Origin of the sequence: Asticcacaulis sp. W401b, from assembly GCF_046503825.1 — a bacterium.
Classification (GTDB): Bacteria; Pseudomonadota; Alphaproteobacteria; order Caulobacterales; family Caulobacteraceae; genus Asticcacaulis.
Map to the genome: position 1 here is coordinate 1 of NZ_JBKFEE010000010.1, position 18640 is coordinate 18640.

11 protein-coding genes are annotated in these 18640 nt (G+C 60.5%); 3 read left to right on the forward strand and 8 right to left on the reverse strand.

Features of this window, described 5'->3' with window-relative positions:
- The 5 genes from ACK8OE_RS16170 to ACK8OE_RS16190 all read right to left on the reverse strand — a co-directional run.
- The coding region (locus ACK8OE_RS16170) for a glycoside hydrolase family 9 protein (RefSeq protein ID WP_410273402.1) at positions 1 to 2037 on the reverse strand (2037 nt) is incomplete at its 3' end.
- Positions 2038 to 2236: 199 nt separating this feature from the next.
- Positions 2237 to 3520 carry a glycoside hydrolase family 5 protein gene (locus ACK8OE_RS16175; protein WP_410273403.1) on the reverse strand — a complete coding sequence of 428 codons (1284 nt, stop codon included), beginning with the start codon at positions 3518 to 3520 and terminating at the stop codon, positions 2237 to 2239.
- A gap of 335 nt (positions 3521 to 3855) precedes the next feature.
- Entirely contained in the window at positions 3856 to 5385 is a 1530-nt protein-coding gene (locus tag ACK8OE_RS16180) for a tryptophan halogenase family protein (protein WP_410273404.1), read from the reverse strand.
- A gap of 165 nt (positions 5386 to 5550) precedes the next feature.
- Positions 5551 to 8952, reverse strand: coding sequence for a TonB-dependent receptor (locus ACK8OE_RS16185; RefSeq protein WP_410273405.1), 3402 nt, complete (start codon positions 8950 to 8952; stop codon positions 5551 to 5553).
- A gap of 383 nt (positions 8953 to 9335) precedes the next feature.
- Positions 9336 to 9719, reverse strand: coding sequence for a hypothetical protein (locus ACK8OE_RS16190; RefSeq protein WP_290792964.1), 384 nt, complete (start codon positions 9717 to 9719; stop codon positions 9336 to 9338).
- 277 nt (positions 9720 to 9996) lie between these two features.
- Here ACK8OE_RS16190 and ACK8OE_RS16195 point away from each other — a divergent pair, with 277 nt between their 5' ends.
- Positions 9997 to 10692, forward strand: coding sequence for a FadR/GntR family transcriptional regulator (locus tag ACK8OE_RS16195; protein WP_410273406.1), 696 nt, complete (start codon positions 9997 to 9999; stop codon positions 10690 to 10692).
- Positions 10693 to 10748: 56 nt separating this feature from the next.
- Here the strand turns inward: ACK8OE_RS16195 and ACK8OE_RS16200 are convergent, their stop codons facing one another.
- From ACK8OE_RS16200 to ACK8OE_RS16210, 3 genes are read right to left on the reverse strand one after another with little or no spacing between them, the layout of a single operon-like run.
- Complete coding sequence (locus ACK8OE_RS16200; protein ID WP_410273407.1) at positions 10749 to 12326, reverse strand: GH39 family glycosyl hydrolase; 1578 nt, start codon at positions 12324 to 12326, stop codon at positions 10749 to 10751.
- Positions 12327 to 12346: 20 nt separating this feature from the next.
- Positions 12347 to 13882, reverse strand: coding sequence for a carboxylesterase/lipase family protein (locus tag ACK8OE_RS16205; RefSeq protein ID WP_410273408.1), 1536 nt, complete (start codon positions 13880 to 13882; stop codon positions 12347 to 12349).
- Positions 13883 to 13927: 45 nt separating this feature from the next.
- Positions 13928 to 15976 carry a beta-galactosidase gene (locus ACK8OE_RS16210; RefSeq protein ID WP_410273409.1) on the reverse strand — a complete coding sequence of 683 codons (2049 nt, stop codon included), beginning with the start codon at positions 15974 to 15976 and terminating at the stop codon, positions 13928 to 13930.
- A gap of 290 nt (positions 15977 to 16266) precedes the next feature.
- Between ACK8OE_RS16210 and ACK8OE_RS16215 the strand changes: the two genes are divergently transcribed.
- Positions 16267 to 17478: a sigma-54-dependent transcriptional regulator gene (locus ACK8OE_RS16215; protein WP_410273410.1), complete on the forward strand. Its 1212-nt coding sequence runs from the start codon at positions 16267 to 16269 to the stop codon at positions 17476 to 17478.
- Complete coding sequence (locus ACK8OE_RS16220) at positions 17468 to 18640, forward strand: sensor histidine kinase (RefSeq protein WP_410273411.1); 1173 nt, start codon at positions 17468 to 17470, stop codon at positions 18638 to 18640. Before ACK8OE_RS16215 ends, ACK8OE_RS16220 begins: the two co-directional genes overlap by 11 nt.

The following is an 18640-nucleotide window of genomic DNA, read 5'->3' on the forward strand; positions in this document are numbered from 1 at the left end:
AACGAACTTGGACAGCAGGCGGATGTAGGCCACCTGATAGCCGTTCGACACTTCGGTGATCGGCCACGAATTCAGCGGCCAGCCATCATTGAAGTCCTTGTAGGATTTTTGCGCGGGCTGCGCATAGGGCGGCGAAGGACGCTTGGTGCCACACAGGTTGCTGACCGACGGACAACGGCTGTCCCAGTCCCATTGCGTCTGGTTGGGACCGCCCGGCACAAAGCCCGGCGGCGGGCCATAGGTCGAGGTGCCCACGCTGTCCCATTTGGCCGAGCCATCCACAAACCACGCGTGGAAGATCTGAGTGGCAGAGTTTTCCGCGCCCAGACTGGACATATTGGTCAGATAACACAGGGCCAGCGGGTTCACGCCGTGCATGTAGTGGATATAGGCCGCGGCCGCGTTCAGATTATCGGTCGGGCTGTGCGTCGTGCCCAGATTATGCACATTGAGCGCCGTAAACAGCAGACCAAAATTAGCCTTGATACTGTTGCTGCCCCACACATAGTCGGGAATGAAGGCCTGATACGGGTCGGCCTTTGTGGTGATCTTGCCGCGCACCCATTCCCCATTGACGCCATTGAGGTAGTTCGTGCGGATATCATTGGCCGTGGCCGAGGGCACCCCCGGCAGGGTCGCGTAGTGCAGGAGCGCATCCTGCGTCCCGCCATCATAGGGCGACACATAGTTGCGAAAGCGGATCAGGTTGGCCTGCCCGTAATTGGCTTCGACGAAATCGCGATAGGTGGTCTTGCCCGTCGCGTCATAGAGATAGACCGCCGCGATCAGACGCGCCAGCAGGCGTCCGCGATCATCCGTCTCCTGCTGACCGGCCCCCAGCCCCTGCGAGCCGTTGGCGGGATCATTGTTGGTGAAAATGACATTCGGGTTGGCCACGGCCCAGTCCCACGCCTTTTCGGCCCGCGTCTGAAGATCGGCGGCATAGCTGGCAAAGGGCGTAAAGCCTGCCAGCACCTTGGCCCCGCGTGCAAAGGCCCCGGCGGTGTTCAGGGTCGCCGATGTGCTGGCCGGACCATAATAGCTGGGGCCCGTGGCCGCCGACGGGGGCGATGCGTGGCTGAGCCCGACAATCGACAGGACCGAGCCGTCGGCCTGCTGCATGCGGCGCAGCCAGTCGAGCCCCCATTTGGCTTCGTCGATAATGTCCGGAATGCCATTGCCCGATTCCGGGATATTGTAGTCATCTCCCCAGATGGACGGCTTTTCGGCATAGGCGAACAGCAGGGCCGTCACGTATCCGGCGGTCCAGCTTGTATATTTGTTGAAATCGCCCGCGTCGTACCAGCCGCCGGAGACGTCGCGTTCGGTCGCGGCATTGGTCTTGTCGCTGTACAGGCGCGCATTGCGGTCCTGACCCGGCCCGACGTGCGAGGCCGCATCGGCCCAGCCGGCCCCGGCATGGGCCACGGTCTTTTCCTGCCCGGCGCGCTGATAATAGAAGTAACGCACCGCCGCCTTCAGCACCGCGGCATAGACGTCGCTGGCGATCCTGAATGTATAGGATTTGACGTTCTTCTGGGCATCGCGAATGTAGTATTCGCCGACGGCGGTGACGCTGCTGAAGTCGAAATGCCACACCTTGTCGCCAGAACTTTTGTCGGTCGCGCCATTGTTCCAGGCCACGGGGGCCGCCGTAAACACCACGGCGTCCGTGGCGGCATTGACCACCTCATAGACGGTGCCGGGCGTGAAGGAATCGGCGGCATCGAAACTGATGATCTGCGTCCCGTCGCTCAGGGTGCCCACGGCCTCGCCCTGCGGGTCACGGATGACGGCGACCTTGCCCTGCGTCGGCAGGTAGCCGAACTGATCGACGACAATCGGCAGGCCCAGCGTCATGGTCGAAGGGCGCAATACGGCCGGTGTGGCGGATGAGGCGGACGAAGACGCCCCCCCGCCGCCGGAGCTGCCACCTCCACCGCCCCCACCACCGCAACTCAGAAGGCCAAACGGGATCAGGCTGATGCCGGCGGCCAGAAACAGGCGACGGCGGGTGGAGTCAACGGGGGTGATCATAAGCAATACCCTTCGCATGACGGGAAGGCGGTCCCTGCCTTCCCGTGGACTGTTCTGTGCGTTTCAGGCCCTGTGCCCGAGCGGATGGTTCTGCCAGAGCGAAATGACTTTGAGTGGAATCGACATTTCGCTCTAAAATTTTGTTTTGTCCCGATATTTTTTGTCGAAAACCGCTCACACTTTTCGACATATCGCTCTGTTATTTCTTGCCGGCCCCGATGAGCAGGGCGTCCAGCATCGCCTGATCCTTGACGGCAAGCGTCGTGCGGTCGATGAGGGCTCCGGTGTCCCAGAAGAAGGGCACAGCGCCATTAGCTCGCGCCTGCTGGGTGACATACCGGTTCCAGAAATCCACCGAGGCGTTGTGCTTGGGCATGTCCAGCGGCTGGGTTTTGCGCCAGGCACCGTACTCACCGATGATGACGGGGATGCCCTTGTCGATGAAGTGGGTCTTCATCGCCAGCATTTGCTGATCGACATAGGGCTCCTCGCTGTGGGTCGCGTTGCGGTCCGGCTCGATCGTCGAATGGTTGTCGCGGCCCCAGTAGTAGAACATCTTGCCCCAGGACGCGTCCTTGTCGATGATCATGAACTGCGACGGCGCGTAGTAGTGGACTTCGAACATCAGACGGTTCGTCGTGGTATCGGTGGGCATGCCCGGCCACATCGAAACGGCCAGCTCGGTATTGGTTTGCGGCGCCTGTACGACGAGGGTGCGGTAGGCGTTTCGCCCGCCGGTCGCGCGCACAGCGTCGATAAAGGTCTGGTGATAGCTGAGCAGGATTTTTGTATTCGCTTCCGTACCGGCGTCCGGCTCGTTAGCGCTGGCGAAGATCAGGCGCTCGTCGAAGTCGCGCAGGTGGGTGGCGATCTGCTCCCAGAACGCTTTCTGCCTGGCGTTGACCGCGTCCTTACTGGCCGCATCTATGTGCTTCTCAAGCCAGCCGCCATCCCAGTGGATGTTCAGGACCACATAGAGGTCGGCGTTCATGCAGTACTGGACAACCGTCTTGACGCGATCCAGCCAGGTGCTGGAAATCTTTGCCGTTGTCTTATCCGCATACTGGTCCCAGGCGCACGGCAGTCGGATGGCGTCAAAGCCCAGAGCCTTATACTTGTTGACAAGCGCCTGGGTGATGAGCGGATTACCCCAGGCAGTCTCACCGCCTATGGCTTCCATCGTATTGCCGATATTGATGGCCAGCTTGATTTTGGCGGCAATCTCGGCCGCCGTGCTGGTCATCCCCGTCGCATTCGCCGACAGCGGATTTGTATTATAGTTGGGATACAAACCGCTCGCTGACGAGGACGATGAGGAGGAAGACGACGACGTTGAAGAGGTGCCGCCTGCGGAGGCCGTCGATACGCCCCCACCGCCGCCCCCACCGCAGGCCACGACCGATAAGGGCACCACGCAGGCGGTGGCCATGATCAGATGGCGACGGTTCAGGACCTTGGGCGTCTTGCCGGTTTGTTTTGTCATAGGGTACTTCCTCGTTTTACAGGCCGTTTACGGCTCTCTTTGTGACTGTTTCAGATTTCAGGGGTTACAGCCGACACAGGGGACGGCTTTGCGGGGGGGCGTCACGACATCTGTCTTGAAAGGGGCCCCCATCCCATGGGCACAACTCGCCTTCGAGGGCGATAAATTGAATGATTATATGATAATAACGCCAATTGCGGACTGTCAAGCTCTCCCTAGATCATTATGATTTCTGGTAGAAACATAATGATCTAGTATTTTGTTTGCCCCTCGCCGGGCGGTGGCTCCGCCACCTTGGCCGCCGCCTCAATGGCGGCTTGAGCGGAATGATTCCACTAGAAATCATTCCGCTCTAAATCGGCCTGAGGTCGCTCAGAGGCCGCCTTGCAGTGCCGGTCGATGAAATCCTGATGCGGCATGACCGCCTGCGCCGATCGACTGATCTCGTCGCGGCGCAAATCCATACCCTTTTTGATCTGTTCCAGCGGGTAGAGGTCCGCCGCTACGGCGTAGCGCGTGGGCACGGCTCCATTGCCCAGCAGGATGGCGAGCCAGCTCGGTTCCATATAGGATTCCAGATCACCCAGCGGGATCTGTGCGCTGGCGTTCCATACCTCCAGCTTGTGGCGCAGACTGTCGGGAATTTCGATGTTGCGGCACGCCGCCCACAAGGGCTCTGGCCGGCGTGAGAGGTAATAGTGGGCGATGATGAAGTCGCGTATGCGCTCGATCTCGCGGGTGGATATCCGGTTGTATTCGTCGCGCAAAACGGGGTCGATCGTCCTTTCGGGGAAGAACTGAAGCAACTTCAGGACGCCCATGACGATCAACTGTAGCCCGGTGGACTCCAGAGGTTCGAGAAAGCTGGAGGCGAAACCGATCCCTATACAGTTGCGGTTCCAGAACACCTTGCGATGCCCGGAGGTAAAGCGGAACACTCTGGGTTCAGCCAGCGGTTCGCCCTCGATGGCACCAAGCAGGGCGTCACGCGCCGCATCGTCGCTCCAGAGGTCCGAATTATAGACCATGCCGTGCCCGCTTCGGTGTTGCAGGGGAATCGTCCAGCGCCAGCCCCCGGCGTGAGCCGTGGACCTCGTATACGGCATGGGCGCGCCGGTCCGTGTCGCCGGGGCCGCCATAGCGCTGTTGCACAGCAACCACTGCGACCAGTCCACAAACGGCGTGTCCAGCGCCTTTCCCAGCAATTCAGAGGCGAAGCCGGTGCAATCCAGAAACAGGTCGCCGGACACCTTGCGGCCATCGGCAAGGTGGATGGCGGTGATATGGCCAGACGCGCTGTCCAGATCAACGTGCGTCATCCGGCCTTCGATACGCTGCACGCCCAGCCCCGTCGCCACCTCGCGCAGATAATGGGCGTACAGGGCGGCATCGAAATGGTAGGCATAGTGATAGCGCGCAGTCTGCGGATCGCCCGGCGCAAAACGATTGTTTTTGGCAACGGCGTAGGCGAACGAATAGTCATCGATCGGATGCGCGTCGCCGGCCTGCCTCAGTCTCAGCCAGTAATGGTGGGTCGATACCCCCTCCACCTGATGACCATAGTCGCTGAAGGCGTGGAAATGCCGGTTCCCCACAACGCCCCAGTCGCAAAACTCAATACCCAGCTTGAACGTGCCCTGAGTGCGGCGAATAAAGTCATTTTCGTCAATGCCGAGCAAGGCGTTGCAGTGCGCCAGTACCGGCACCGTCGCCTCCCCAACACCGATGATGCCGATCTCCTCGGATTCCACTACAGTGATGCGCGTTCGACGCCGATCCGTCTTGCGCGCCAGCAACCCCGCCGCGATCCAACCCGCCGCGCCGCCGCCCAGTATGACGATGTCCTGTTGCTGTACGCTGTTCATAGAGCGCTTTCTGAATTTATAGCGGAATGATTTCTACTGGAATCATTCCGCTCAAGCCGCCATTGCGGCGGCGGCCAAGGTGGCGGAGCCCGCACCCGGCGAGGGGCTAAACAAAAATGAAGAGTAAGGGCGCTTCGACATGAAGCGCCCTTCCCCCTCAGACCGTTAGAAGCGCGCCCGCACGGTGACTTCGTAACGCTGATCGCTGACATTGAAGTCGTAGGGCTCGAACACGCCAGGCACGGGCTCCTGAAGCGTTTTCGACTTCGTATTGAGAAGGTTGTTCGCGTTGAAGGAAACGGAAATCTTCTCGTTCAGCCTGTAGTCAAAGCCCAGGTCCAGATAACCCGCCGCCGCCATATAGGCCGGAACCATGTTGTACACCGGATAGGAATGGGCGGCGTCAAAGTTGGTCGGGCTGGTATTGAGGATGTAGGGGTTGCCGCCGCTTGTCGCGTAGGACAGCGGATTGACGTTGGTGGACAGCAAGGCCTTGTCGCGCCAGTTGTAGGCCAGACGGACATTGACCTTGTCGCGGCTGTACAGCAGCTGGATGTTGTAGGCCCACTTCGACAACCCGGCATAGGGGAGGTCGGGGTAGGTCTGCGGCACCGTACCGTCCGGGTTCAGGCCCGGCAGGGAGCCATTGGCCGGCGGCGGGGTCAGCACGCTGTTGGCCTGCTGGGCCGGGTTCCGGCTGTCGATATAGGTCAGGTTGGCATCGATACCGAACCCGCGCATCCAGCCAGGGAGCTGATCAAAGAACTTGCAGCCACCGATTTCAAAGCCCTTGATCGTGGCCTTCTGCTCGGAGGTCTTGTTCTGCAGATAGAGCCAAGGAAGGTCAAGCTCTGCCGGCGTTCCGGTTTGCGGGTCATTGGCGTTGACCGGAGGCTTAGCGCCATTAGCATAAGCCAGCGCCGGGACAGGTAGATTGTTGGCGATGAACGAATGGAAGACCGGATGATCTTCGATCTGCTTGGCGAACACATCCAGGTAAAAGAAGCTCGACGACGACGGATAGTATTCGAACGTCACGTCCTGGCTATTGATCATGGTCGGCTTCAGATCCGCGCCGCCACCATTGACAGAGACCCCGGTAAGAATTGAAGGCGCCTGCGGATTAGACGCCGCTCTTGATCTGGCACCAATGGTCCCGCCGGCGCGAATGTCATTGAGGTTCGGCGGTGCCGACGCCCTCGATGCTGCCGCCCGAATGATGAACTTGTCGCTGACGTCGAACTTGATGTTAAAGGACGGCAGGATGCGGTGGTAGCTGTAGTTGCGCTGTTGCAGGTTATACCCCTGAACAAACGCATAGAGCGTCGGGAACACCGGATTGGCATTGGGATTGGCGGTCTTCACCTGCTGCGCGTTGAAGTAATCCGTGCTGTCCTTTTCGGTGAGCGCGAGGTTCGTCGCATTGGGCGTGGACAGAAGGCCGCTCGCCGTCAGGGTTTCGCTGAAGGAACGCACCCCGATATTCCCCGAAAACGCCGGGATGAAGCCGAAACCATCGTGCGCAAACTTGGCCTGGATATAGATGGCCTTGTTGACGATGCGGCTGTCGGTCTTGTTCAGCCCCTGATCGATATAGCGCGTCCAGTATTGGTCCGCCGTCCCGTTGGTGATCTGCCCGTTATAGGTCTTGAGCAAATGGTACCAGTCATAACTTTGCTTCAGCGACTGGCTGGGGACCAGAAGCTGCGCCGGAACCGCCGCGTCGCCGCCGAAGAAGTTCGGGAAGCTTGCGACCTCATAATCCGACGCGCGGACATTCGGGTTGGTCAGATACAGAATATTCCCTGCGCCATAGGACGGATCGCCGGGATGCGAACCCCAGGGATTACCCAACCAGGACTGGCTGAGTGGTGCCCAATAGGTCCCCGCATTGTCGTCGTTTTCGGTGCGCTTGGCGATTCGGGCACCAAAAGTAACCGTGCGCAGGAAACCTTCATCGCTGGGCCGGTATTCCACATCAAAGTGGGCAGCCGTCATCTCGCCCTTGTTATTCGGTTTATGATAGCCGAAATTGCTGAGATACGCCTTGCTCTTGTCGAGCAGACCCGTGGTGGAAAGCCCCGTCAGGAGCGGCAGCGACCCCGTCAGGTCAACGTCCATCGAGTTCACCAGCGGGCTCGTCTGGGCGAGGCCCACAAACATGTTTTCGCCCGTCATGCGGGAACGGACGTATTGCGCACCGCCACGCACCGTTATCTGTTCGCCGGCCGTCCACAGGAAGCTTTGTGAGATATCGAGGGTAGAGCTTTTGCTGCGCGACGCCGACGCCCCGCCGCTCGGGTTAAACGTGCCCGCAGGCCCGCACTGCACCAGGCGTCTGCCGTCCCATCCCGCCGGCGGATTTGCCGGATTAACCCCGGCGCTGGCGGACCAATCCCACTGGAGCGACGAAGCCGGACCGCCAAAGGTGGCGCCGCAATCGAGCTGGTACCAGCTGGGCAACCAGCCAATGGTCTTGCTCTGGTTCTGGAACTCGACCGAGTTGCCGGTGGACCCGACCGTCAGGCTCCCCCTGCGGAAGGCGCCATCGGCATTGAATTCAACCGGGGTGCCCGGCTTAGGCATAACAGCCGACGTTGCAGTAGGACTTGATGTCACCGAACCGGTGTTACCCCAACCTTCGCTGTTATATTGCGAGTAGAAGACGGTGTTGGTCAGCGTCAGGTTTTCCGTCGGCCGCCACTGGATGGCCTGATAGGCGCCGTAACGGTCACGCTGGCTGAGATTGTTACTCCAGGTAAACGAGCTGGGAACAAACGCCATATGGTCGTCGCGCGTGGAGTTCGGCGAATACTCACCAAACATGGCGCCGACCTGAAGGTTGCTGCTCTGCTGGTGCAGACGGCTGTAGGCGACATCCCACAACACGCCAATTTCACCGATACCGGTTTCGAATCGCCTGGAGAACATGGCGGAGACGCGCGGCGACCCCTTCTTCACCTGGCTGCCGTAGCTGCCGCCCACCGTAAGGTTGAGTTGAGGAGCCTTGAAATCGAAGGGCAGATGGGTGCGCAGGTTGATCAAGGACGCCCCGCCTTCGATCAGGTCTGCGCGCGACGCCTTATACACATCTACACCAGCCATCAGTTCCGGCGTCACTTCGTTCCAGCTGATAGCGCTGGCACCGTTGGCGCTGAACAGCTGCTGGCCGTTGAGCATGCTCGAATTGAAGGGCAGACCGCGCACGGTGACGCCCGTCCCTTCGATTTCGAACGCCGAGCTGCCGCCGTTGGTGGAGGTGTAGCGCGAGATCGACACGCCCGAAATGCGTTGCAGCACTTCGGTGATCGAATTGTCGGGCAGCTTGCCCGCTTCGTCGGCGACGATCGAATCGACGATCGTGTCGGCCTTCCTTTTGATTTCAATGGCCGACTGAAGCGCCTTGCGACGCGCCGTAACCACGATCACGGCGTCGCCATCGGCTTTGGCAGCCTCGGCTTCTTTGGCCTCGGTGGCGTTTTGCGCACAGACCGGCATCGCCATTGACAAGGCGATCACCGACGTCCCGGCAACGAGCGCTAAAAAGCGCGACTTTATTGGCAACATACATGCCTCCCCTGTGAGCCGTCCTCTATGCGGCGGCGTTCTTGTTTGACTGGATGACCGCAACGGACTCGCCTGCGGACACGAGCTCATATCACACTATTATATTATTGTACGACAAGAATGTTTTTGAGCGCCGTGCAATTGTTTTCATATTTGATGCAAAAACATCACATAATTGTCCGATAAAATGCGAATTTTGGCTATAAATAAAGAAAAACGAAATTTACCGATAAAAAATTAGCCGGAGCCTCTTGTTTCATATTTTGTATGAGTATATTATTTATTGGCCAACTGGTTTGGCACCGCACTGAGCATCAAGCCCTCTCCCCGTTGGATGAGGCCACTCCCCTCGCTGAACGCTCTCCCTGTTCAGCGAGGGCTTTTTACAACCGCTCGACGTGGCCGCGGCAGATCAGTCGGGACCTGAGCTGAGACAGGCTGCGTATCTGCACCTCCAACAGCCCGGATAAGGCCCCAGAGGCCTCGCTGGCCGCCTGACCACTCAGGGCCTCGGCGTAAAAATGCAGGGTTCGCTGCTGACCCGGTGCCACAGAGCACCCTTCCCACCCGATCAGCCTTTCGCACACCCCGCCGTCGGCCTGTCTCAGACGGGCGTAGATCTGAACGTATTCGGTGATATGCCAGGGGGTGGGGTTATCGACCTGAAACGACAGGAACACCTGCCCTTCGTTCACGCACAGACGCGGCGGTCCATAACGCAAGGACTCGTGATGGGCGTCTGTGATCAGCAATGCGTCGTCGTACATTCCGTTCCCCTGAACATCGGCGGCGTTTACGCAACCGTTTTTCAGAAGTATAACGCGCCGCCGCCCCCCAGCTAACAGGCTGAATATGTGTGATTATTTCCGAAATGACACAGGCGGCCTGATCGAAACTGTTCGCGGTGTCCGAATACGGACATATCGCGACTCCCAAAGGCCCATCCACACGGTCACGTTTGCAAATGCGCCATAGTGCTTTGAAGTGCACATTGAATGCGTTAGACGTAGACAGACGATGAATACCGCACGATTTGAGGGCGCAATGACTGACCTTATGGAGACGGGGGCCAAGATGGCCGTGCACGTTCACCGCCTGCTCGGTGAAGCCATTGTCGCCGGTGAGTTTGACGGTTCGGGCCTGCCCAACGAAGCCGAACTGAGCACACGCTATGGGGCCAGCCGCACGGTGATCCGCGAAGCCATCCGTATGCTGATGGGCAAGGGCCTGATCAGTATGCGTCAGCGCGCCGACCGTATTCAGCCGCTGGCCGCCTGGAATCTTCTCGATCCCGAAATCAGCTTCTGGCTGCGCCGCCGCCCCTTCTCTCTGGAGATTTTCCGGGAATTTATCCAGATGCGTCTGGCGGTCGAGCCCGTGGCCGCCGGTCTGACGGCGGCGCGAGGCGATGCGGCGGTGGTAAAATCGCTTCAGACCCTCTTTGCGGCGCTCGAAGTGGCCCCCGCTCAGTCGGAAGCGCGCCTGACGGCGGCGATCCAGTTTCACCAGACGATCGTGCTGGAGTCCGGTAATGCGTTTTTCACGCGCCTGCTGGCCCTGATCAGCACCGCCCTGCACATGGAATATACCCACGCCCAGCCCAGCCCGCTCACCCTCTCCTTCCAAGAGCAGATCATGACCTGCATTGCGAATGGCGATGCCGCCGGGGCCGAGGGCATGATGCGGGAATTGCTGCGCGCGACGCTGCGGCAGGTCGAAGCGGCCCCCAACGAAGCCTGACGCCCCCGCAAAATGCCTGTGAGCCGGCCGGAAGACCGGCCCACAGAATGACCGCATCAGGACGCGGGCTGCACCTTTACCAGCACCACATCATTGCTCGACATGGGGACGCTGAGCGACACCGTGCCGTTTGACCCGACCGTCACCTTGCGGTCGGTTTCAGGGGCGTCGGTGGTGAGGGCCTGCATCTTTTCGATCTGCGCCGGCGTCAGTGTGTCCGGTGCCCCCAGCTCGATATAGGCGGAATAGGCATCGTTCTTCTTATAGCCCGTGCGCTGCACCGTCAGGCGGTAGGTACCGGGTTTCAGGCCCGTCAGTTTCAGGCTGACCGGGGCCGACCTGGCGTTGGGGACCAGCTTCGAGAAGAAGGTCTTGTTGCTTGAACCCTTCTGGTCCGGCAACTGGAAGTCCCAGATAACCGCCGAAGCCCCCTTGCCGTCATAGGCCGCCCACACCTGATCATCAGACGCAGGGATTTCCTTACCGGTCAGGGTGTTGAGATACTTATAGGCAAACCACGAAGCCTTGCGGATGCCTTCGCGGTTCATCAGGCCAAAACCGCCGTGGAAGGGGGCATTGGGGGGGCCGGGTTCCTCAAACAGGTCGGAATAGACCCAGTAGCTCATGCCCTGCGCCACCCCCTTGGTGCCCTTCAGCTTGCTGAGGATGTAGGGCGCAGCGATGTAGGAATCATGGCTTAAGTCGCGCGGGTTATAGCTGGTGCTCCATTCGGTGAAGATCAGCGGCAGGCCGGGCAGGTGCGAGGCCTCGATCTCGGCGCGCACTTTTTTGACGTCGGCGATGACGGCGTCCGGCTTCTTCGACAGTTGAAGGTCCATCTTGCCCTCTTCGTCGAGATAGCCGTAATCGACACCATAGGTGTGGGTGGTGGCGAAATCGACGGGCGTGTGCGTCGCCTTGGCATAGGCCAGAAGTTCCGGCACCCAGGCCGCCCCGGCGGTCGAGGGGCCGCCGACGCGCAATTGCGGGTCGATGGCTTTCAGCGTGCGGGCCGTGACGCCATAAAGGGCGAAATACTGCTCCTGATCGGCATACTGGAAGAAGCCGTCGAGATTGGGTTCATTCCACACCTCGAAATACCAGCTACGCACCTCTTCGATGCCGTAACGTTCAATCAGGTGTTTGGTGAAATCGTGCACCAGTTGCTTCCACAGATCGAGGCGCGGCGGCGAGGTATTGCCCTTCCAGTAGAAGATGGTCTGATCCGAGGTTTTGAGCGCCGAGGGCGTAAAGCCCAGCTCGACAAAGGGCTTGATCTTCATCTTCAGCAGGCGGTCGTACAGATAGTCGATCTTCGTCCAGTCATAGACCAGCTTGTTATCAACCTTCTTCACCGTGCCCAGTTCGTCGTGGAAGATGTCGTGGAAGCGGATATAGCGGAACCCCAGTTCTTTGGCGGCGATTTCCAGTTGTGCCAGATTGGCCTCACGGATCGTCGTGCCCGGATAGTCGGCCCCGACCGACAGATCATAAAAGCGGTCAACCGGCTGCGTGGCCTTGGTGACGTCGAGCGTGACCTGACGCGCAGCGGGGGCGGCCACTACGGCAGAGGGCACCAGCAGGGCGCTGGCGATCAGGGCCGCGAGGGTTCTGCGGGAAGCTTTAGCGGGCATAGAGTCTCCTGTGTGAAACGTTATTTTTGAGGTTCGGAAGGGGGTAAGAACAGCGAAAAGTCCGGCAGGGGCTGCGTCTCTTTGGCATCCTTTTCGGTGGCAATGATGTGCACCCGGGCGGGACGGCCATCAAAAGCCGGCCAATCTTTGCCGGGATCACCGTCTTTGGCGAAACGCACCCACGTGTCGGCAAGTCGGGTCGCCAGTTGCCGGTCCTGCGGCGTCCAGTCGCGCTTTTCGGTATCCAGATTATCAAAGACGAACAGGATTTCCGCACCATGACCAACACCGCACCCATAATGGCAGGGTTTGGGTTGCGCTGGCATGTGGGCAAAATAATAGAGATAGGGTTTGGCCTTACCCTCTCTGGCCTGAAGCCCGGCCCAGTACCATATGCGCCAGCCCCACCAGTCATTGCTCAGCCGGTTGATCGAGGCCTTGGCGTCGGCGTCCGTAGCGCCGGGATAGGCGGCCAGAAGTTCCGGTGAGGGCGAATGCCCCAGAAGTTTTGTCACCAAAGCCCGATAATTGGCAGCGGTAAAGGTGGGGGTGAACAGCAATTCCGGCGCCAGATCCTTGCCTTCGTCAGCGGTCCAGCCCGCCATCAAGGGCACATCGTTGTGACGCTTCCGGGTATAGGTCGTCGTCAGGTCTTCACGCAAAACATAGCCATCAACGCTGAGGAGCGTGTAATAGGCCACCTTGTGCAGGTCTTCGACGCTCAGTTGGCGCAGATCAGAGATATGGGCGGCCCCGACCGCCTTGGCATAGGTCAGCGCCCGATCTTCGGCCGACTGTCGTGAAAAATAGGCGTTCTCGCCGGCCGTGAGCGGCACGCCGAAATTGCCGCTCTGCGAGATGGCGCGCTGAAACAGGCCTTTGGCGACCGGTGATGCCATCAACTGAGCGACAGATTCACCACCGGCCGAATTGCCAAAAATGGTAACGCGCTGCGGATCGCCACCGAAGGCCGCGATGTTGTCGCGCACCCATTGCAAGGCGGCGATCTGATCCTCGAGGCCCTGATTGCCCGATGCCTTGTGCGCAGACTCCGCCGAAAGCTCAGGATGCGCAAAAAAGCCCAGAACGCCCAGACGGTAATTCAGGGTGACAATGACCGCCCCGTGCCGGGCCAGATTGCGCCCGTCATAGGACGGCTGGGCGGCGCTACCGCCGTAGTAGCCGCCCCCATGTATCCACACCATGACCGGCAGGTTATGGGCGTTTCTGGGGGCCCAGATGTTCAGATACAGGCAGTCTTCGCTTTTGGGATTGGGCAGCCATGTCGCGGTTTGCGCGCAGGCCGGTGAAAAGGTATCCGCCGCCCTGACCCCTTGCCAAGGTACGACCGGCTGCGGCGAGCGCCAGCGCAGATCACCGACCGGCGGCGCGGCAAAGGGAACGCCCAGCCACTTATGGACGTCCTGTTCATCCACACCCGCAATCTGGCCCCCGGTCACCGTCACGGGGGGCATGGTCGGGGCCGCAAACGCAGGCCCGCCCGCGAACAGGCTAAGACAGGCGGCGATCCGCGCGACGTTTACAAAGCGTTTCATGGCTGAATGTCCCCACATTGAGGCCGCCCGTCGACGCAACGGGGCCTATTGCACAATCTCAACACCGTCGGCCTCCAGATGCAGAGTGCCCGACCACGTCTTGCCGGAGAGTAACCCCGTTTTCGTGCCTTCAATACGGATATCTTTCGGACCGTAGGACGCGTTCACGTACAGGGTACGTCCGTTCACCACCCGCGCATAGACGCCCTCAGGGGTCGAGGGTCCCGGCGTGATCCCCAAACGGCCATAAAGGCTGCGGTATAAGGGTTGCAGCACCGACGGCTGAGCGGGCGTTGCGACATAGATGGCCTGCCCCTTTCCATAGGTGTTTATCGTGGCCAGCGGGGGCGTTCCCTCGACATTGGAAAAACGGCCCAGAACCGTGGCGGTGGTCGGTTCCAGCACCTCATAGAAGTGAATGGTGGTGTTGACCGACGCGGCCCCGATCTGCCCGCTCAAAGCGGCGTCCCTGCGGTAGAATTCGCGCGTTTTTACCCCGAAGACATCTGACAGATAGCCCGGCAAAGGCGTGTTAAACCATTGGTTTGTCTCGTTCACCTTGGCAGACATCGCCGTCATGATGACCGTACCCCCCTCCCTCACATACTGGCGGATATTGTCCGCCGACGCCTTGTCCATCAGGTAGAGGCCCGGCACCACGACCATCTTGTAGCGGCTGAGGTCCTCCTTGCCGACATTGATCACAGCGATGTCGATATTGTCGTTATAGACCGGCGAAAAGGCATTGTGCGCCTGAACCATATAGGGTGTGGTCAGGTACTGGGCGACGGTATTCGACCAGCTTTTGGGGCTTGAAGCGGTCTTGGCCTCGAACGAATAGGCGACGGCGACCTGTGGCTTCAATTCGCGGGGGAAACCCAGTTTTTCAAGCGTTTTGAACTCTTTGGCCATGGTGGCCCATTCGTCCAGCTTCCACGATGGGGTGTCGTCGTGATCAATCAGGCCAAACAAAGCCTGCTCCTCGCCGCCCAGATGCGTATTAAACGTCCAGGCCAGCATGCCCTGCGCCCCGTTCAGCAGGCCGAAATAGCCCCACATGCGCGACCGGCCTTTGGTGCCGTAATAGCCACCGCCGCCCGCCTGAAACTCGGAAAACCAGTTCGGCGTCGGCAGGGCGCCGCGCATCATCAGGGTCTCAAACGCGCCACCGATGGCATCGCCATTATAATAGCCGTGCGACCCGTGCGAGACGTACTGCTTGTAGGTGGACAGGTAGTCGAACCCCTTGCGATCGCTGCTGTCCCAGAGGTTGGAAATGACCGGCTTGTCCGGCGCGTTCTTACGCCGGGCGTTTTCGAGGATCATCAGGACGTTGATCGTCGCGTCTGACCAGTACCGGCGCAGATCCAGATAGCGCTCAAAAGGGCCCGGCCCATCCCCATAAGGGATTTCCACCTGATCCCACGCGGTGAGGGTGCGCGACCAGCGTTGCGTCGCCCAGGCCTTGTTCAGAGTGTCCAGAGTGCCGTACTTCTTTTGCAGCCACGCCACAAAGCGGGTCTTGTCGGCCTCGGAATAGGACATGAAGCCATTGCCGATTTCGTTATTGTAGCCGAAGGCAATAACCGCCGGATGATGGCCATAACGCTTGGTCATGGCCTCGGCCAATGCGGCGACCAGCCTCAGATAATCAGGATCGCTGGTATTATCCATATAGCGTTCGGCGGCATAGAGGCGTGTGCCGTTCTGCGTGACAAGGTCCACGCCCGGATAGGCCTTGTGCAGCCACATGGGGGCCGGCTGGCCCGGAATGTCCACAATCACCTTGATGCCGTTGCGATGCATCTCCTCCAGCACCGCATCAAAGGCCTCAAAGGTGAAGACGCCCTCGGCCGGCTGGAAGTAATCCCACGACAGATCGCCCATGCGCACCACGGTGAAACCGGCGGCCTTCATGCGCGCAATATCCTGATGAATCTGCACGGGCGTGCGGTCCACAGGCTGGTAATTGGCACCGACATAGAGGTGCGCGTCCGGCACGCGCAACTGCCCGGCCGGAGCCTGCGCGAAAGAGGCACTGGTCACCGCCGCCAACAGGGCGCACGCCCCCACCAAGGTCGCTTTGAGCTTCATCCACCGTCTCCCCTGTTCCGCTGTCCTTTGCGGCATCCTTGACGCGCACGGACCGGATTTTTATATTATTGTCAGACCAACACAGAAAGAGCACTCTGGGACTCTGACCTATGGGCGCTGCGCGTTTTTTGACATCCGCGCGCTTCGTCCGTCGCCGCACAGAATCGTCAGTATTCGCCTGCGCAGTTTACCAGACACCTCAACCATACATAACAGGCGGTATTGGTTGACTTTTTTCAATGGCGCTCACAAAGTGTCCGCTCAATTGACCGCCCCGTCCGAAAGCGTACATGTCCGAAGCCTCCCCCACCCTTCTGTTTGTTGATGACGACGCGGATGTACGCAAAACGGCCGAACTTCTGTTCCGCCGGGCCGGATACGCCTATCTCGAGGCGGCGTCGCCCGTCAGCGCCCTCAGCCTGCTGGCCACTACGCCGGTCGATCTGGTGCTGCTCGATCTGAACTTTTCCAAATCGCAGACCTCCGGTCAGGAGGGACTTGACGGTCTGGCCGACATGCTGCGCCACGATCCAAGCCTCAGCGTCATTGTGGTGACCGGGCACAGCGGGCTTCAGATCGCCGTTCAGGCCTTGCGCGCCGGGGCGCGCGACTTCGTGATGAAGCCGTGGAACAATGAGCGCCTGCTGGCGACCGTGGAAGCAACCCTTGCGTCGCGGCGTACCGACACGCTCGCCTCCACCCGCCCTCCCGCGCTGATCGGCCTGTCCGGGCCCATGCGCCGCATCATGGCGGCCATGGACCGCTGCGCCACCCTGACCATCCCCGTGCTGTTCAGCGGCGAGACCGGGACGGGCAAGTCGCTGGCGGCGACGGTCCTGCATCATCAGTCGCGCCGCTCAAGCCTCAGCGTGGTGGAATGCGCCACCCTGTCCCCCGAAGACCTTGACGATACGCCCAACCGCACGCTGATCCTCGAAAATATCGACCGCCTGCCGGACAAGATCATTCCCGCCCTGCTGAGCTATCTGCATCGCGCCCCGCGTTCCAACAGCCGCGTCATCTCCACCAGCGCCAGACCCCGCGCCGAAATCGGGCTGGACCGCGGACTGATGTACGCCCTCAGCACCATGGATATCGCCCTCGTTCCCCTGCGTGAACGGGTCGAAGACATCGTGCCTCTGGCCGAGCATTTTATTCTGGCCACCTGTCAGTTGCACGGCTTTCACCCGCGCACCCTGTCGCCGGAAGCCCGCGCCAGTCTTCAGGCCGAAGCGTGGACCGATAATGTCCACGCCCTGAAACACGTGATTGAACGCGCCATCATCCTGTCGGACCATCCAGCCCTGACGCCTGACGACCTGCCCCTGCACGATCGCCCCGGCGCGGCCGCCGACACCCCCAGAGGCAATCTGGCGCAATCAGAAAAAAGTCTGATTGAAGAAGCGCTTAACCGGCATAACTTCAATGTGTCTGCCGCAGCAGCGGAGCTGGGTCTGACCCGACCTTCGCTTTATCGAAGGATGGCCAAACATGGTCTTTGAGCCCCGCCTGAGGCAGGGGCTGGCCCTTCTGGCACTGGCCCTGAGCGCCGCCTTTATCGGGGACGCCGTCAACCGGGCGCTATGGGCCAACGCCGCGCTGGGGGGCCTGGTCTGTCTCATCCTGTTTGCCTATCTGATGAGCGGAGACCGGGCGGCCGCGACGCTCCCGCCCGCCTCTGCGCCGACGGGCCATAGCGATCCCGTCCACGTCTTTCTGGATCAGATTCCCCTGCCCCTGATCAGTCTGGCCCCCGGCGGGATGCCGCAGGCCGTCAACCGGGCGGCGCGCGCCCTGTTTGAAACCGACGACGCCATTGTGCGCGGTCGCGAGGCCCTGCTGTCGGCCCTGACGCCCCCGAACGAGCCGCGGCTCGATCTCTTCGGGCGACGCTACGCCCTCACCCTCAACGAGGTACAGACGGAGGACGGTGCCTTCCGGCTGGCCACACTGACGGACGTGCAGTCGGAAATCTATCGCGTCGAAGCCGCCACCTTGCGCGATACGCTTCAGGTACTGGGCCATGAAATCATGAACTCCCTGACGCCCATCTCGTCGCTGGCCGATATCGCGCGGGACTATCTCAGTCCCATGTCAGGCGAAGCCGCCGACCACGCGCGCGACGCCCTCACCACCCTGTCGCGCCGTTCGGCCAGCCTGACCCGCTTTATCGACGCCTATCGCGCGCTGGCCCGTTTACCCGCCCCGCAGTTGCAGCCGGTGCATCCCGGCCGTCTGGTCGAGGACGTGCTCAGTTTTTTCACGCGCAATCCCGCCATGGCCGATATCCGCTTCGACCTTGAGATCGAGGCGGGCGTGCCCTGGGTGGCGCTGGATGAGGCGCAGGTCGGTCAGGCCCTGATCAATATCATCACCAATGCCGTCGAAGCCACCGAGTCCAATGCCGGTCTGCGTCAGGTCAGCGTCCGCGTATCCCACACGCCGCACGATGTGGTCATTCGCATCGCGGATAATGGCGAAGGTATTGCCGAAAGCGTGCGCGCCGGCCTGTTTATGACCTTCACCACCACAAAGCCGCACGGGTCCGGTACGGGCCTCAACCTGGCCCGTCAGATCGCGCTCGCGCACGGCGGCAATCTCGGTTTGCTCGATGAGCCGTCCGCCTCTACGGTGTTCGCCTTCACCTTCCCGGTCACCGGATAG